Annotated in this window: 15 protein-coding genes; 8 read left to right on the forward strand and 7 right to left on the reverse strand. The window is 46.2% G+C overall.

Annotated features, from left to right (window positions below):
- The gene (locus tag ACSTTG_RS11910; RefSeq protein WP_438474958.1) at positions 1-2127 is read right to left on the reverse strand and encodes a TonB-dependent siderophore receptor; all 2127 of its coding nucleotides are present in this window, start codon (positions 2125-2127) and stop codon (positions 1-3) included.
- Positions 2128-2270: 143 nt separating this feature from the next.
- Here ACSTTG_RS11910 and ACSTTG_RS11915 point away from each other — a divergent pair, with 143 nt between their 5' ends.
- Positions 2271-4100 carry an ABC transporter ATP-binding protein gene (locus tag ACSTTG_RS11915; RefSeq protein ID WP_438475030.1) on the forward strand — a complete coding sequence of 610 codons (1830 nt, stop codon included), beginning with the start codon at positions 2271-2273 and terminating at the stop codon, positions 4098-4100.
- A 306-nt stretch (positions 4101-4406) separates the two neighbouring features.
- Here the strand turns inward: ACSTTG_RS11915 and ppk2 are convergent, their stop codons facing one another.
- The 6 genes from ppk2 to ACSTTG_RS11945 all read right to left on the reverse strand — a co-directional run bounded on the left by ppk2 (position 4407) and on the right by ACSTTG_RS11945 (position 9197).
- Positions 4407-5165: a polyphosphate kinase 2 gene (gene ppk2, locus ACSTTG_RS11920; RefSeq protein ID WP_438456911.1), complete on the reverse strand. Its 759-nt coding sequence runs from the start codon at positions 5163-5165 to the stop codon at positions 4407-4409.
- Positions 5166-5215: 50 nt separating this feature from the next.
- Positions 5216-5587: a hypothetical protein gene (locus ACSTTG_RS11925; protein WP_438474959.1), complete on the reverse strand. Its 372-nt coding sequence runs from the start codon at positions 5585-5587 to the stop codon at positions 5216-5218.
- 13 nt (positions 5588-5600) lie between these two features.
- Positions 5601-6035: a hypothetical protein gene (locus tag ACSTTG_RS11930; RefSeq protein ID WP_438456909.1), complete on the reverse strand. Its 435-nt coding sequence runs from the start codon at positions 6033-6035 to the stop codon at positions 5601-5603.
- Positions 6036-6087: 52 nt separating this feature from the next.
- Positions 6088-6933: a magnesium transporter gene (locus ACSTTG_RS11935; RefSeq protein ID WP_438474960.1), complete on the reverse strand. Its 846-nt coding sequence runs from the start codon at positions 6931-6933 to the stop codon at positions 6088-6090.
- Positions 6934-7291: 358 nt separating this feature from the next.
- The gene (locus ACSTTG_RS11940; protein ID WP_438456907.1) at positions 7292-8374 is read right to left on the reverse strand and encodes a baeRF10 domain-containing protein; all 1083 of its coding nucleotides are present in this window, start codon (positions 8372-8374) and stop codon (positions 7292-7294) included.
- Positions 8375-8531: 157 nt separating this feature from the next.
- Positions 8532-9197 (reverse strand): Crp/Fnr family transcriptional regulator, encoded by a 666-nt coding sequence (locus tag ACSTTG_RS11945; protein ID WP_438456906.1) that lies wholly within the window; start codon positions 9195-9197, stop codon positions 8532-8534.
- A 290-nt stretch (positions 9198-9487) separates the two neighbouring features.
- Between ACSTTG_RS11945 and ACSTTG_RS11950 the strand changes: the two genes are divergently transcribed.
- The 7 genes from ACSTTG_RS11950 to ACSTTG_RS11980 all read left to right on the forward strand — a co-directional run bounded on the left by ACSTTG_RS11950 (position 9488) and on the right by ACSTTG_RS11980 (position 16258).
- On the forward strand, positions 9488-10420 hold the full coding sequence (locus ACSTTG_RS11950) for a LysR substrate-binding domain-containing protein (protein ID WP_438474961.1): 933 nt from the start codon (positions 9488-9490) through the stop codon (positions 10418-10420).
- A 108-nt stretch (positions 10421-10528) separates the two neighbouring features.
- Entirely contained in the window at positions 10529-10909 is a 381-nt protein-coding gene (locus ACSTTG_RS11955; RefSeq protein WP_438456904.1) for a DMT family transporter, read from the forward strand.
- An 11-nt stretch (positions 10910-10920) separates the two neighbouring features.
- A complete protein-coding gene (locus ACSTTG_RS11960; protein WP_438474962.1) occupies positions 10921-11250 on the forward strand; it encodes an SMR family transporter in 330 nt (109 codons plus the stop codon).
- Between the two features lie 92 nt (positions 11251-11342).
- Positions 11343-14099, forward strand: a complete 2757-nt coding sequence (locus tag ACSTTG_RS11965) for a cation-translocating P-type ATPase (RefSeq protein WP_438474963.1) — start codon at positions 11343-11345, stop codon at positions 14097-14099.
- Between the two features lie 264 nt (positions 14100-14363).
- Positions 14364-14573, forward strand: a complete 210-nt coding sequence (gene cspE, locus ACSTTG_RS11970; protein WP_438457583.1) for a transcription antiterminator/RNA stability regulator CspE — start codon at positions 14364-14366, stop codon at positions 14571-14573.
- Positions 14574-14793: 220 nt separating this feature from the next.
- Positions 14794-15150, forward strand: coding sequence for a YibL family ribosome-associated protein (locus ACSTTG_RS11975; RefSeq protein WP_438456901.1), 357 nt, complete (start codon positions 14794-14796; stop codon positions 15148-15150).
- 214 nt (positions 15151-15364) lie between these two features.
- The gene (locus ACSTTG_RS11980; RefSeq protein ID WP_438474964.1) at positions 15365-16258 is read left to right on the forward strand and encodes a DMT family transporter; all 894 of its coding nucleotides are present in this window, start codon (positions 15365-15367) and stop codon (positions 16256-16258) included.

Below are 16258 nucleotides of genomic sequence, written 5' to 3' on the forward strand. Positions count from 1 at the left end.
TTACCAACGATAGTTGACGTTGAACACCACTGAACGTGACTGACCGTAGTAGCACCAGTAGTCACAGCCTGAGATGTATTCTTCATCAAGAAGGTTGTTGACGTTTAGCTGAGCTTGCCATTGCGAGTTCAGATCATAAGTCACCGCCGCATCAAGTAAGGTGACGCTTGGTACTGTCAGATCTGATGCCATTGGGTTATCTTTTGATTCACCGATATAGCGAACGCCAGTACCGACACTTAGGCCCGGAACAAGTGAAAATGCATCATAGTTAACCCATGCTGATGCTTGGTGCTCAGGGATAAGAGCAACACGCTTAGCGCCTTGGCCACCAGTCTCATCAGTTTTCGCATCTGTGTAAGTGTAATTGGCGATTAACTTCACACTATCGGTTAACTGAGCTGCAGCATCAAGCTCAATACCCTTGGAAGTAACTTCACCCGTTTGTGTGGTAGAAAAGTCTGGTGTAGTTACCAAAGCGTTTTCTTGGGTGATATCAAAGTAAGCAAGGTTAACAAAGCCATCGATAAAATCTGGAGTGTATTTTACCCCTACTTCATACTGCTTACCCACCAAAGGCTTGTAAATCTCATTTGTGATTGGGTCGATAACACTGATGACCTCAAAAGACTCAGAGTAACTCGCATAAGGAGATAGACCATAATCCGCCTTATACATCACACCTGCATTAAGAGACAATTGTCCATCGTTTCGCGACTCATCTTGATCAAGTAATGTCGGTTGACCGTCATTAATTCCCCAATGGTCCTCTAGATAGCCATAGCCACGGTTTTCAGTTTTTACCCAGTCATAACGAGCACCAATTGAGGTGACTAGGCGGTCTGCATACTTAAACTGGTGCTGAGCATACACACTTGCTTGTGATTTTTTGATGTCTCGATCAAGGTTGTAAAAACTATCAATCGGGGTGTAATTCCCGTACTCAGGATTAGACCAATCAATGCTACCAAAGGTGTAGTCATCCTGCTCCACGCCCTCAGTATGGTGATACTGCAGATCGAAGCCTAGCAGTAATGTGTGTTCATTTCTGCCTTGGAACCAGTTTGCCACCGCATTGTTATCAAATGTGATGCTCTGAGTCTTACCGTCACGGAAAACGATGCCCTGCGCTAGTTCTGATACTGATGGATCATTATTACTAAACGCATAAGAACTACGCAAAAACAACTCGTTGTAACCATAATTTAGGTTCTGGTTGAATGTCCACGTGTCGTTATACTCATGTGTGAGTTTGTAACCAAAAGAGAACTGAGTGCGCTGGTATTTATCATAATCAGGCTGTCCCAGATTGGTAGACGGGTCAATTGTTCCAAAATCAGAGTCAATAATCGTACCTGCCGCTGGAAAAAACGGGTTAGTAGGCACGCCATCATCTTTAAGATAACTACTCAACACCGTAAGCATCGTGCGATCATTAATGTCGATCTCTACGCTTGGAGCAAGATAAATACGCTCGTTGTTTGTTCCATCAAGCTCACCATCATTACCTTTAAGCATACCGACTAAGCGATAACGAACGGTACCATCTTCATTCGCGTTGTCTGCAATATCAAAACCCAATGCTGTCAGGTCATTGTTACCGACTTCAACGCGCACCTCACCCTGAGGAGTGTAAGTTGGTTTCTTCTGCACACCGTTGACAATACCGCCAGGTGCCGACTCGCCAAACAATATTGCCGATGGGCCTTTGACAACTTCTACAGCCTCAAGTGCGTATGGTTCTACAAGCCATGTGTAGTAACCATCGCGGAATAAGCGATTTCCGTCGAGATAAGTCGCTGCATCAAAACCCCGAACTTTAAACCAATCGGTATCATTATCTGCCCCATAAGGCTGTGCAGTGACACCTGCGGTGTAACGTAACGCCTCATCAAGTTTCTGTGGTGCGCGCTCGCGCAGTTGCTCCTCATCAATGACAGAGACCGAACGTGGAGTTTCTTGCGCAGGAGATTCAATCTTCAACGCCTGCGCCGTCACCTTAATCGTCTCAACGTCTTGATCTTGTTGTGTGTTTGCAATCGCTTGAGTTGCAACCAGGGCCATCGCAGGTACTGAAAAGTACAAACCTTTTCGTACCGCCACTGCAATAGAGTTTGGGGTCATCATTTAGTAATCCAATTTATCAGTTTCTTACAACGGCCTTAAATGATAGTTATTCTTATTTGGCCTGGGCGGCGCATTTTACTTACTTTTTTATCAAAAGACAGTAATAATTAGCCTCTTTTTGACGAAAACATGTGCTAGAGATTATGTTCCACTGGTTTGAACGTTTGACCCAACCCTTTCCTAATAAAGAAAGTACTAGACCCCCTAAAGACTTAGTTGGATTTTGCCGTCACTACACTAAGGGTTTTGAACTACCCTTGGTAGTCATGTCGCTATTGAGTGCTGCCATTGCGATTGCCGAAGTGACGCTACTGAGCTACCTCGGTGAGCTTGTGGATATCCTTAGTAACCAAGATCGGGCCACTTTCTGGCAAGATCAGGGGGATCGCATCTGGATGATGCTACTCCTGGTCGCTGTTGTGATGCCGCTACTTGGGTTTGTTCACTCAATGATCATGCATCAAACCCTGCTTGGTAACTATCCAATGTCGATCCGTTGGCTCATCCATCGCTACCTTCTCAAGCAAGCGGTCGGTTTCTTTCAACGCGATTTCGCAGGCCGTGTAGCGACTAAGGTGATGCAAAGCGCACTTGCTGTCCGTGAGGCCGTGATGAAGTTAGTCGATGTACTGGTCTACATCTCAGTCTACTTCGTGTCGATGATCTGGATGATGGGAGAGTCAGATCGCATCTTGATGCTCCCAATTGTGGTTTGGCTGGTCATGTACGTCCTAATACAGTTCTATTTCGTTCCGAGAATGAAAAAAGTGGCGACGGATCAGGCTGATGCACGTTCAGTGATGACCGGTCGCATCGTGGATTCATACACTAATATCTCCACCGTCAAATTATTTGCTCACTCCCAGCGTGAACTGGATTATGCAGAAAGCAGCATGAAGCAGTTTCTAAAAACAGTGTACCGTCAAATGCGTATGGTTACCTGCTTACTGCTGAGTGTGGACTTCATCAACTATCTGCTTCTGGTCTCCATTGCTGCCCTATCGATTACCCTGTGGCTCGATGCCAGCGTCACGGTTGGTGTCATTGCTGTTGCCATCAGTATCGCATTGCGTGTCCAGGGGATGTCCAAGTGGATAATGTGGGAAGTGAGTGCCCTATTTGAAAACATAGGGACAGTTGTCGATGGGGTAAGTACCATCTCTAATGATGTCGAGGTTAAAGATGTGCCAAATGCTAAGGCACTCAATGTCACCGATGGTGAAATCACGTTTCACGATGTTGATTTTCATTACAGCGAGCAAAAATCTGTTTTCGAGCAGCTTAATCTGACGATTAAACCTGGTGAGAAGGTTGGGATCGTTGGTCGCTCTGGAGCGGGTAAATCAACCTTAGTTAACCTGCTGCTGCGCTTTTATGATGTACATGGTGGTAAGATTTCTATTGATGGGACAGACATTTCGCAGGTTGAACAAGAATCTCTGCGTCAACACATTGGCATGATCACCCAAGATACGTCACTACTGCATCGCAGCATAAAAGAGAACATCCTTTATGGTGATCCTGATGCTAATCTGGATACCGTTATCGATGCTGCAACCAAAGCTCACGCGCATGAATTCATTTGCGAACTCAAAGATGAACAAGGACATAGCGGATACGACGTGGAAGTGGGAGAGCGAGGCGTCAAGCTCTCTGGCGGTCAGCGCCAGCGGGTAGCGATTGCACGCGTATTACTAAAAAACGCGCCAATCTTGATTATGGATGAGGCCACGTCCGCCCTCGACTCAGAGGTTGAATCGGCGATACAAGAAAACCTTGAGACTCTAATGGAAGGGAAAACGGTCATAGCCATTGCACACCGATTATCCACTATTGCCGCGATGGATCGACTGATCGTCATGGATCACGGCAAGATCATCGAACAAGGCAGCCACCAAGAGCTACTTCAAAGACGAGGCGTCTATGCTCAGCTGTGGAAACACCAGACTGGTGGCTTTCTAGCTGAAGATTAGTAACGACTAGCCAAACCATTGTGTTATCACCCATCATGCCCCTATGTGGGGTTGATGGGTTATCTAGTTTATTTACTGAAATAGAACTTGAACAGTTCTCCGAGCCAATAGTGCACGTGTTTGCCCGAGCGCAATTTGATGCATACGATAAACACCATCACAATCACACCACAAATAACCCAATCCGCAAGCATAATCATCACTCCTATTCACCCAGCCACCACTTAATGATAACAGTTATCATTATCATCTCAAGTAATTCAGTGTAGAAGTGTCAAAATACCTGCGAACTTTTGAGGTTTGCCGTCAGTTCACTCGTAACTCAGTAAACTCAGGGTTGGGCTGACACCGATTAACCTCTACTGGGGGTAACTGCTTTGGCTCCAGAGATTTACGCTCAAAATCAAACTGACTCAAGATGTGACGAATCAAGTCTATCCGGCCTTTTTTCTTACAGTTGTTGTCGACAACAAACCAGGGGCAATGCTTGGTGTTGGTTTTACGGAACATACGCTCCTTAGCATCAGTATACTGCAACCACTGCGAGCGAGACTCTAGGTCCATCGGTGATAATTTCCAGCGCTTGGTGATCTTATTCAATCGCTCGTGAAAGCGCTCTTCTTGGGTAGCATGGGTAATCGAAAGCCAGTATTTCAGCACAATCACACCTTGGCGAACCAAACTCTTTTCAAAAGCAGGACAATCTTTAAGAAAGCTCGTCACCTGAGCCTCGGTAGCAAACCCCATCACCGACTCCACTCCTGCTCGGGTGTACCAACTGCGGTCAAAGATCACCATTTCACCCTCACTTGGCATCTCTTTCACCCAGCGCTGAAAATACCACTGTTTCTCTTCGGCATCTGTGGGCTTACCTTTGGCGACCACGCGCACATGGTTAGGGTTGAGTTTATCAACAATACGCTTGATGCTCCCCCCTTTTCCAGCCGAGTCTCGACCCTCAAAAAGAATCACCACCTTGAGACCATGCTTAATAATATGTGCTTGAAGTTGAACTAATTCTGCTTGTAAATGTTTTAGTGTTTTCTTGTATTCTTTTTTATTCATTCTATTTCACAGTTAATTCGCCTCTGCTCACGGTTAAATGACAGAGAAAGTTACACGTTAAAGTTTCTCGCGATCGCCTTACCATCCCAGAGATTGAGTCTATTCGCTGCCAACATGGCTCGAGCACATGAGGTCAACTTGTAACCAGAAGTAATGTTCGACTCCTGCTCACAAAAGCGCTCCTTATAGACGATACGATTTTTAATCAAGTTAGACAGGGTTTGGTATTCAATCGTGTAGAGACCAAGGTCGTTGAAGATTGTTTTCTCGCACTCAAAATCAAGATCAGACAGCCAAACTCCGACATGCTCATCAAGTACATAGACCGCTTCACCCGAGGCTTTTTCTAGCTCATACAAGGCCTCAACAGCAGAGATCTCTCGCTCAGACAACTTGGTAATTACGCTGTTATCGATACTCATTGCAACTCAACACCTACAAAAACGGGTAGTGAGATACTTTTCGAATACAAGGAGAGATCATCAAGGTCTCTACCTCTGGCGTGCCAAAGAAGGCCTCTGTTTCCACCGGTCTTGACAACTCAATAAACACATCATCAATAAAGTCAGTGAAGACCGCTAGAGCACGTCCTCTGGGCCTCAGTTGCATGATTTGCTCGATAATTCGCTCTTCGACCTTATCCCAGGTTAGGGATTGGTCGACATGCTGTATGATCTCATCACCATACTCGTTTCTGAGCTGACCTATCTCTTCAATAAGCTCTACTTTCCAATCGGGTTGCGCTTTGTGATTACCCGCATCCTTAAAGTCAGTATTGATATAAAGACTTAGAATTTTATTTTTATGGCTATCATTGAGTAATAGATAACAATCTAGAACATCAAGCACATTGATATTATTGGCTTTCATTATTATTCACCTATTAAAACTTAACTGCTGATAAATATTTTTAGCTTCACAGCTAAGTAATATTTAATACATAACTAACAACGTTAAAGTAAATCCAGATCCCTGAGATATCGACAATCGATGCTAGTACTGGGCTGACGAGTACCGCAGGGTCAAGGCGCAGGGCACGAGCAACAATCGGTAGCAAACCACCGACCACGGTTGAGATAGTCACCTGGATAAACAAGGCAATCGCGATGGCGCACGCGATCCACCAGATAGAGAAGTCGCCGACCGAACTGGTATCAGTAAAACACACCACTCGAAGGACAATCACACAAGAGACGATCGTGGCCATACACAGCGCAATACGACTCTCTTTCCAAAACACACGCCACCAATCTCGCAGACCAATCTCACTGGTCGCCAGAGATCGCACCACCAGCGTGGCAGCTTGGCTGCCAGTATTACCGCCGGCCGCAGCGATCACCGGCATGTAGACGGCAAGCAAGATCAACTGACTAATCGCATCCTCGTATTGCGAGATGATCACCCCAGAAACAATGCCAAGTAGTGCCAACATCACAATCCAGCCAATCCGCTCACGAACATGCTCCATCACACCAGTGCTCAAGTAGTCGTTCGAGGGCTCCGCTTCAGAGTGAATAAAGCCGAGCTGATGAGACAGGTGACTGGCAAGTGAGTCCAACCCTTTATTTTCAATTTTCTGGATCAGCTTTTGTACGTGTGAGATAGAAAGCTGCGAGAGTATCTTCACCGACTCTTCGACACACAAAATACGTAAGATTCTGATCTGCTCTTCGTCATCTAGTTGAGAAAAGCGCCCCTTAAAATCATCTCTACATTCAGAAGAAAATATTGATAAATCTTCCGTACAAATAGGTTTCAACTTATCCATTACTCTCTCCGGTTTCGAGAATAAAAAAATGCTCCACCATCCTTGGATGGAGCAAACGTTGCAGTAAATACGATTCATACTTGGCAGTAGTGTCAGTCAGGAGCCAAGCGTGAACCAATTGCGCGGCGAAACTAGCGAGTCTGTGCTTGCTTTGTTTATACCGCGTTTGGCTTGACCAAAGCCGAAGGCAAATACCTGGTCTATCAGGCTGAAGTTGATATTTGCCTTTCCCCCGAAATCATCATTGGATTTAATTGTGCTAGATCGCTTCACTTATCTATGCCAGACAATAAACCCTAGAGGTGGCAACGCCGTCCCTGGAGTACGCCATAAATATTTGTTTAAACAAAGTATTTGTTTAAACTACGTAGTAGAGTGTTGCGCCAACCCCACCAAGAGAGATCAAGCGCTCCGCGGCTTCACCGTGAATAATCTCAACGTCCACATTATTGGCCATAGACTCGACCAACACCTCATTGAACTTCTCCACCACAATTGGGTAAGGGACATAAACACGCTGGGCTTGTCCGCTGCGCAGTGCAGCCAGCACTTCCTCTTTACCAAATGCCGTGCGACCACACACGTTTCTGCGTGTCACTAGCTCTTGCACCAATGAAATATCATGGGTAGCCTCATATTCATCCGCGATAGCACGGACAATGATTTTCACCTCTTGATCACTTGCTTCGAAGGCAATCGGCTCAATCGTCACTAGCTTCTCTGAAACCGAGTGGTGCAGCTCATTTTTTACTTGGTTAGCAATCTTGAGGTTGCCGCCAAAAATAATGCGGTCAAACTCAGGATCATCCATAAAGTAAGCGTTGATCTCTCGCGCAGCGTTTTTATACACGCGGCTCTCCGTATCCAAATCGCGGCGTGCTGACGCCTGAGTACGTGCCTTTTTGCCACCTGGACGCAGGAATACACCGGCGTGAATCCCACTATCAATCAGCTCTTCTGCGCCCACGGTATTCAAATTGGCAGAAATCACTCGGTGCTCATTCTCCGAGAACAACACGACAAGATATTTGCCGTAGCGATGCAACTGCGACATCAAGTGTGAAACCTGAGGCAGACCGTAGTAAACCTGGTTTTCAACCGGCAGTGGCAAGTCAACAATGATGCCATCAACAAAATCCGTCAGGATCATCGCCGCTTTACCTTGCGCCTCATGCTGATGGAAAGCATCAAGCGTGCGCTCCTCAATAAACTCCCACGTCAATGCACTACCCACCATATTTTCGGCTTCACGCTTTTGCTCTGGCGTTAGGTTGTCGAACTGGTTCTTTAACTCAATCATCCATGCCGGGCGTTCACGCTGATTATTCTTATCGCTTGGATCAAGGTTTGCGTAAACGGTCATCATATTTGATTTAGTTTGCTGATGCGTATCAATATACTCACGCAATGATGTAAATAGATCTTGAATAGTATTATTCATAATATCTCACTTATAATTTATAATTTTTAAGCGTAGGGGATCACAACAACTTCTGACTTTCATAGAAGTGAAGTATTGCTGATCTGAGGCATTCAAATTAACCTTTGGTGCTTTATCTCCAATGGATAATATTTGCCTTTTGTTTTATTATATTTTACTAAAATAACTTAGTTTTATTTTTACCGACAGAAAGAAGCTCCCTATCGATAATAGTGATATTTAATTTATCCAATTTAATCGCGCCTTTTTCATCAAGCTGCTTCAAGCACTGACTAACGGTATTGCGCGACATACCCAGCATGCTGGATAACTGTTCAATAGAGATCGGCAAGGTATCTAGGCGACTAAATTCAGCGATAGCATCAACCGTTGTGGCCACTTTTACCAATTTATCTCGCTCTTTAGCAGTAAAATGAATAATTGACGCATATTGTAACTTCTTGGCCTGCGACACCATCAGGTGTTCTGTGATTTCACTACTCTCGGCCATCAGCTGTCTAATTTGCTCGTAACTCACCAGTAGCACGATACAATCACACATCGCTCTGAATGTGGCAAAAGATTTACGCGGAACGATAAAGCTCGACTCACCAAAGATAAGGCCTTGAGTGATAAACGCAGAGTAGCGTTCAACGCCGTCATAGTTGTCACGAACACTGGCCACCATACCGTCGATGACAAAACCAATATGTTCTGCCATCGTCGCCTGAGAGACAACGACATCGCCAGCAGAGTAGCGCTGCAGCGTACCAGACTCGACCAGTCGTTCACTTAATCGCGCCGATACCTGAAATAGTGTTTGAAATTCTTGCGTACTAATCATCACTAATAACCTATTAATTTCTAACTTAATAGTAGTTTGCCAGTAGCTCCTTTACCTAATCACTCTACCCTCTCCGAGGAAGATAATTATAATTTTGTTGCTCAAAAATCCTACGCACTTTGAGTGCGTGGTGTTCTGAGCTTTTGCTCTTACCCTATCGGCCACTGTTCGTCAGTTTAGGCAATTCTGAGCAAGCTATCTGCTATCAGGGAAATAGAAGTGCCTGCGTTTAGGATATCGACCTTCTCGGTCACGCATAGAACATTCTTCACTAAAACAGAGCTATGACTATGATTTCTAACCTGGACAATTTCGACCTTAACCTACTCTCAATCGTGCGCACCCTGGTTAAGTACAAGAGCACCAAAGCCACTGCCCTCCACTTGGGTATCTCACAAGCGAGCGTGAGCCGCAACGTCGCCAAGATCAACGAGGCATTTGGCCAAAATGTCTTCACTCGCAGCGCTCACGGTATGGAAGCCTCAGCATTGGCACAGAAACTGGCGCAAGCGGCTGAAGAGATGTTAGTCCCGCTGCAGCTTGCTCTTGGCGAGTTCAGTGAATTTAACCCTGTGTCCTACACAGGTAACATCTCTCTGGTCGTTGACCCCTTTGTCCTAGAAGAACAAGCCGAAAGTCTGACTCAAGCCTGTATCCACTCGTTTCCCAACGCTAAACTGCGCTTTAGTACCTGGAACCGCAATGCTATTGAAGCTATGAAGCTCGGTGAGTTCGATTACTGCATTACCGACCAAGATATCGCTTTGCCGCAAGCCATCTACCAAGAGAAACTCTACGACGAGCCAGTGGTGATCATTGCTCGGCAAAATCACCCAGTCTTATCCCAACCGCACTCATTAGAGCAGCTATTACAACTGCCGGTAGTGTCTATTCCAGCGCCCGATAGCCAAGTCAATAAGACCGATTTTGAGCACTTTTATACCCAAAACAACCAAATGCCGAATGTGGTATTTGAGAGCCTAAACTTGCGCGCTGCTGCCAGTTTTTTATCATCTTCCGAAGCAATTATGTATGGCAGCCCTTCGACGGCTAAGTATTTTTCTAACCTAGTTATTTATCATCAGCCTGCGAGTATTTTTAATATTAATAACTACCAAATCTATGGTGGCTATTTACAATCGAAACGTAATCACCCGCTCACTCAATGCCTAAACAATATGATTAAAAAAGAGTTCAAGAGCAAGAATTTCCTGTTCCAATAATGAATAGCTGTTATTCACTCGTGATCATAATTTTTCGATAACATTCATATCAGTCGCAATTTTGTTATGAATTGCATTACACTAAAACTATGTTTCTGAGAGGAAAAAATGATTATTGCACGGTTCTTCCTTTTGCTTGCGATACTTTCTGAAGTAGCTGGTACAAGCTCTATGAATATGGCGGGTCAAACTGGAAGCCTACTGAACTATGGCCTGATGTATATTTTGATTGCCATTTCTTACTACTTCTTGGCACTGGCCGCGAAGAAAATCTCAATTGGTGTCGCTTATGCCTGTTGGGAGGGATTAGGTATCGCCTTGATTACCGTGGTGTCTATCTTCTACTTTGGCGCTGAACTGACCATGCAAGAGCTGTTTGGTCTGACGCTCGTCGTCGCTGGTGTTGTGCTTGTAACCCTCGGTGAAGAGCATGCGGACACAGTACCAGCTTGCCCAAGCAAAGATGAACATGCACAGATGACCAAGTAAGGAATAAGATCATGAATTCTATTTTTAATATTTATTTTGGCTTTGTTCTTATCGCGGCACTGCTAGATATCGCGGCAAATATGTCACTGTCAAAGTCAAATGGCTTTGAAAATAAAAAGTGGGGCTTTTCTGCAATCCTTTTGGTCCTTGCGGCATTTACACTGCTTGCTCAAGCAGTAAAAGGAATGGACCTTGCCATCGCCTACGCAACGTGGGGCGCAATTGGTATTTTGGGTACCGCACTTGGTGGCTACTTCTTACTTAATCAGAAACTTAAGCCAATTGGCTGGGTGGGTATTTTCACTGTCATCGCAGCAATAATTGTGATCAAAACAGCATAAACCCCAAAATATAGTTTCACCCATTTAATTAAATAATTATTAGCCCTGTCTCTTGATGAGATGTAGGGCTAAATTGCTATTCGGTAAACACAATGAACAATAATTGGTACGCTCTCGATAGCTCAGAGGTTGTTGATGAGTTAAAGGTCGATGTAAAACAAGGCTTATCTCCTCGCCAAGTAGAGCCGCGAGAGAGAACATTTGGCCGCAACGAAATCACCACCAGTAAGCAACAATCTCTTTGGTCACTGTATCTTGAGCAATATAAAAATCCATTAGTGTATATTCTCGTGATCGGCACCGTGGTGTCTTGGCTGACCGGGCACTATATTGATGCGATTGCTATCGGGGTGATTATCCTGATCAATACAGGGATTTCATTTTGGCAGGAATACAAGGCCAAAAAGGGTATGGAGGCCTTGCAACAAATGGCGGCGCCGCAGGCTGAAGTTCGCCGCAGCGGTGAGTGGGTAAAAATTCCCGCCGTGGAGCTTGTTCCTGGCGACGTTGTTAAGATTAGTACCGGAGATATCCTGCCTGCGGATGTGCGGCTGATTGAGGCGCACAACTTGGCTGTTGATGAAGCCGCCCTGACTGGCGAGTCAGAGCCAGTGCAAAAATCCACTCCGGCTCTGGAGCGCGAGAATGTCGGTCTTGGCGATCAAGTCAACATGGGCTTTATGACCACTAAGGTCACCGCAGGTAACGGGCTTGGTATCGTAACTGCCATCGGGATGGAGACTGAAGTCGGCCATATCGCCGATATGCTCAACAGCACCGAAGAGACTCGCTCACCAATGCAAGTGCGTATGGATACGCTGGCGAAGTTATTACTTATCGCCGGTCTGTCTGTTGTGGCGATGATCTGTGTGATCGGTTACAACCATGGCCTGAGCTGGCTTGAGATCCTGACCACAGGTATTTCACTCTCAGTGGCTGCGATTCCAGAGGGTTTACCGACGGTGCTGACCATTGTCTTGACCATGGGCTCAAGCAAGATGGCCAAACAGAACGCCCTAGCTAAACATCTATCTGCTATCGAAACACTCGGCTCGACCACGGTGATCTGCTCAGATAAGACCGGCACCCTGACCCAGAATCAGATGCAAGCAACACAAGCCTTCGATGCCAGTGGCATGTTCTGGGATATCACCGGAAATGGTTTTGAGCCAATTGGCAACTTTGTCGCGCAAAATGGCATTAAGAAGGTTGAACAGTGTGAAATCATGAGTACTGCTTTGATTGTTAGCACACTGTGTAATGACGCTGAGCTGAATGCCAAAGATGGCCACTGGTCAGTCAATGGCAGCCCGACCAGTGGCGCTTTGCTGGTTGCGGCTAAAAAAACAGGCATCACTCAAGATTCACTCATTGAGAAAGCTGGCTATATTTTGGTGCGTAAGCTGCCGTTCGACTCAACACGTAAATTAGGCTCAGCCATTGTGCGTGACCCGTCAGGACGCTATTTCCTTGCCACCGCAGGGGCGCCCGATGTGATGCTTAAGAAATCACGCATTAGTGAGTCGCACCAACAACAAGTTATTCGTCCACTACCTATGACAAAAGACGCACCACAGCTAGAGGCTTACCAACAAGTTCCTGCTGCGCGTGTCTGCTTTGAAAAAGCCGTGGAAACCTTTGCTCAAGACGCCTTGCGTACGCTCGCCGTTGGTTACCGCTATTTGGATGTCTCAGAGATTGACTTGGATGTCGCTGAGCTCGAGAACGATCTGACCATTTTAAGTGTGTTTGGCATCATGGATCCCCCTCGCCCGGAAGTAAAAGAGGCGATTGAAGAGTGTCATGATGCGGGACTGAAAACCGTGATGATCACGGGCGATCATGCCGCCACGGCAACCGCGATTGCCAAAGAGATCGGCATTATTCGTAATCGCGACGACAAAGTGCTCACCGGTGAAGAGCTCGACAAGATGACCGATTACGACCTTGAGCAGATTTGTCGACAAATCGCCGTTTACGCTCGGGTGACACCAGAACATAAGCTGCGTATCGTTCGTGCTCAGCAAGCGAGTAATGAGGTAGCGGCCATGACTGGTGACGGTGTCAACGACGCGCCCGCCCTGCGTGCAGCTGATATCGGTGTCGCCATGGGCATCACCGGCACCTCGGTCGCCAAGGACTCTGGTGACCTAATTCTGCTTGATGATGACTTTAGCACCATCGTGGTGGCGGTGCGTCAGGGTCGCAAGATCTATGACAACCTGCGCAAGTTCATTCGCCAAGCGCTGACGGCCAACGTCGGTGAAGTCTCGGTGATCCTATTTGCCTTCCTCTTGATGGGGCCTGAGGCGATCTTGCCTCTAACGCCACTGATGATCTTGTGGGTCAACCTCATCTCCGACGGCATCCCTGCACTTGCGCTGGGTATGGAGCCTGAAGAGCGTAATGTGATGAAGCGTAAGCCACGCAAACGTGACCAGGGCTTTTTCTCTAATGGCCTTGGCGCGCAAATCATCACGCGTGGCTTGGCGCTTGGTGGATTAAGCTACTGTGTGTTTTACTCGATGCTGCAAAACCAATACAGCGCTGAATATGCACAAACCGCTGCATTTATGACGCTGATTTTTGGTCAGCTGTGGCATCTATTTGATAGCCGCTCACTGACTACCCTGTTCAGAATTCGACCTTTTACCAACAAGTATTTGCTTGCGGCTATTGCCCTATCAAGCACCTTGTCGCTGGGGGTTATCTATACTGAACTTGGTCAGTGGATCTTCAGCACTGAAGCGTTAAAAATTGAGCACTTGATTGCAATCGTGTTGGGCGCAGCACTGCCCACTTTTGCACTCTCTGCGATCAAAGAGTTCACCAAAGTTAAGTTTCTATAGTTAAGACAGGGTGTTACCTAGTGAAAACGCCCTGTTTTCAGCTCAAAAAGAGCATTAAATGAAAGATTATCGACAAATAACTTTTCATTAACTCAATTTGCTGTATAGTGACCGTTGCTCTGTTGATAGAGTTGTTTTTGAAATACCGATACTGTTCGTCCCTGCTGTTACTCCTATGTGAAAGCACCTGAACGACCCTAGCGTTATTGTCGTCGAAATAATTACTACCACTAGTGCATCACTTTCATTTTTTATAGGAGACAGATTATGTCTAAAGCAACTGGTACCGTTAAATGGTTCAACGAAACTAAAGGTTTCGGTTTTATCTCTCAAGACAACGGCGAAGATCTTTTCGTACACTTCCGTTCAATCGTTTCTGACGGTTTCAAAACTCTGAACGAAGGTCAAAAAGTATCTTTCGACGTTGAGAGCGGCCCTAAAGGTCCTCAAGCGGCTAACGTAACTCCACTATAAGTTACTGCCCTTAAAAGCGTTTCAAAGCCTTGCTCTTGAGCAAGGCTTTTTCGTTTCTGGGCCTAACTACTTGCGCTGTATACCCAAGTTGCTTTGCCGAAACTGCCTCTTGAGGCGACTCTTTCAGGCGACTCTTTCAGGCGACTTAGGTATACAATTAGAACAACATATAAGCTTGTGCTAGACTCGCACACCTTTCTGAATCACCGAGACCAAACAGATGACCATTAAAAAAGAGCTACAGAACCTCAACAACCGCATTGATACGTGTCAGCGTAAGCTTGATGCCGCTAAGTCTCGTGGTGATCAGGAGATGATTACCAAGTTTACCGATGACTTGGATAAGCTGAGCAAAAAAGCGAGCTCACTGAAGCACAAGCAGCAGTACGACTTGAACAAAGAGCGTAAGAGCTTGCTAGATATGCCTTTCTCGCGCGAGATCACCAAGGCAGAGCAAGCGGACATGGGCAAACTTAAACGCTCGGTAAAAGGACTTATTGTCGTACACCCAATGACCAAACTTGGTAAAGAGCTGCGCCTTGAGGTGATGACAGGTTTTGCGCCAAAGAAATTCTAAACGCCGCTAGCCAAGACGATCTAAAGAGCAGACCATGGTCTGCTCTTTTGCTATTAGAACAAACGCCATGCCTCGCCTGCGCCTCGCGTTTACTCCCCCTCCGTTATGTCCTCAAAACTAAACTATATTTTAATAGTAAAAACTTTATTTGATGCCTATGCGCTGTGACGGGTATCGCGTATGATACCGCCTCCCTATTGCTAAGAGACCTATCATGCCTAGTCAACTTTTCGCCAAGGTGCCAACCGGAGTTCGCTTTATGCTCCTCTCTGCACTTGGTTTTGCCCTTATGTCCGCTTGCGTTAAATACGTCAGTACTCACGGCATACCCGTGTTTGAAATCGTGGCGGCGCGCGCATTGGTCTCGCTGATCATCAGCTATCTCGACGTCAAACGTAAGAAAATCTCAATTTGGGGCAACAATAAGCGCTTACTGTTGGCCCGCGGCACCGTTGGCACAATGGCTTTGATGTGTGTCTACTACTCTGTGACCACTCTGCCACTTGCTGAGGCGACTATCTTGCAATACGTTCATCCGGTATCGACTGCGCTACTGGGCTTGCTGTTTCTCAAAGAACGTATTCAACTGCCGACGTTGATCTGCATTGGATTGTGCTTGCTCGGCCTTTGGGTCATAGTCCAGCCGAATATGGCCGGCAATCAGGCTCAAGACTTACCGCTGTTCAGTGTGATGATTGCACTGCTTGGCGCCATGGGCAGCAGCGTGGCGTATATCATTGTCAGAAAGCTCAGCCGCACCGAGGACAGCTCGGTGATCATCTTCTACTTCCCTCTGGTTGCCCTGCCTGCATCACTGTTGCTCGCTTGGCAAGATTTTGTCTGGCCGAGCCTATACATTACTGGTGTTCTGGTGTTGATTGGGATCTTTACCCAAATAGGCCAATACGGCCTGACTAAAGCGATGCAGACCCAAGCTGCGGGACAAGCTTCGGCGTACTCTTACATTCAGATCGTTTTCTCAGCCTTGATTGGCGTCTGGGTGTTTAATGAGGTGCCTTCTGTTTGGACGTATATGGGCGGTGGTCTGATTGTCACTGGCGCATTGATCAATGTCTTTGGTCGCCAATTACGCCTGAGTAAAAGCTAA

It is taken from the genome of Vibrio glycogenivorans (assembly GCF_051660965.1).
Lineage (GTDB): Bacteria > Pseudomonadota > Gammaproteobacteria > Enterobacterales > Vibrionaceae > Vibrio.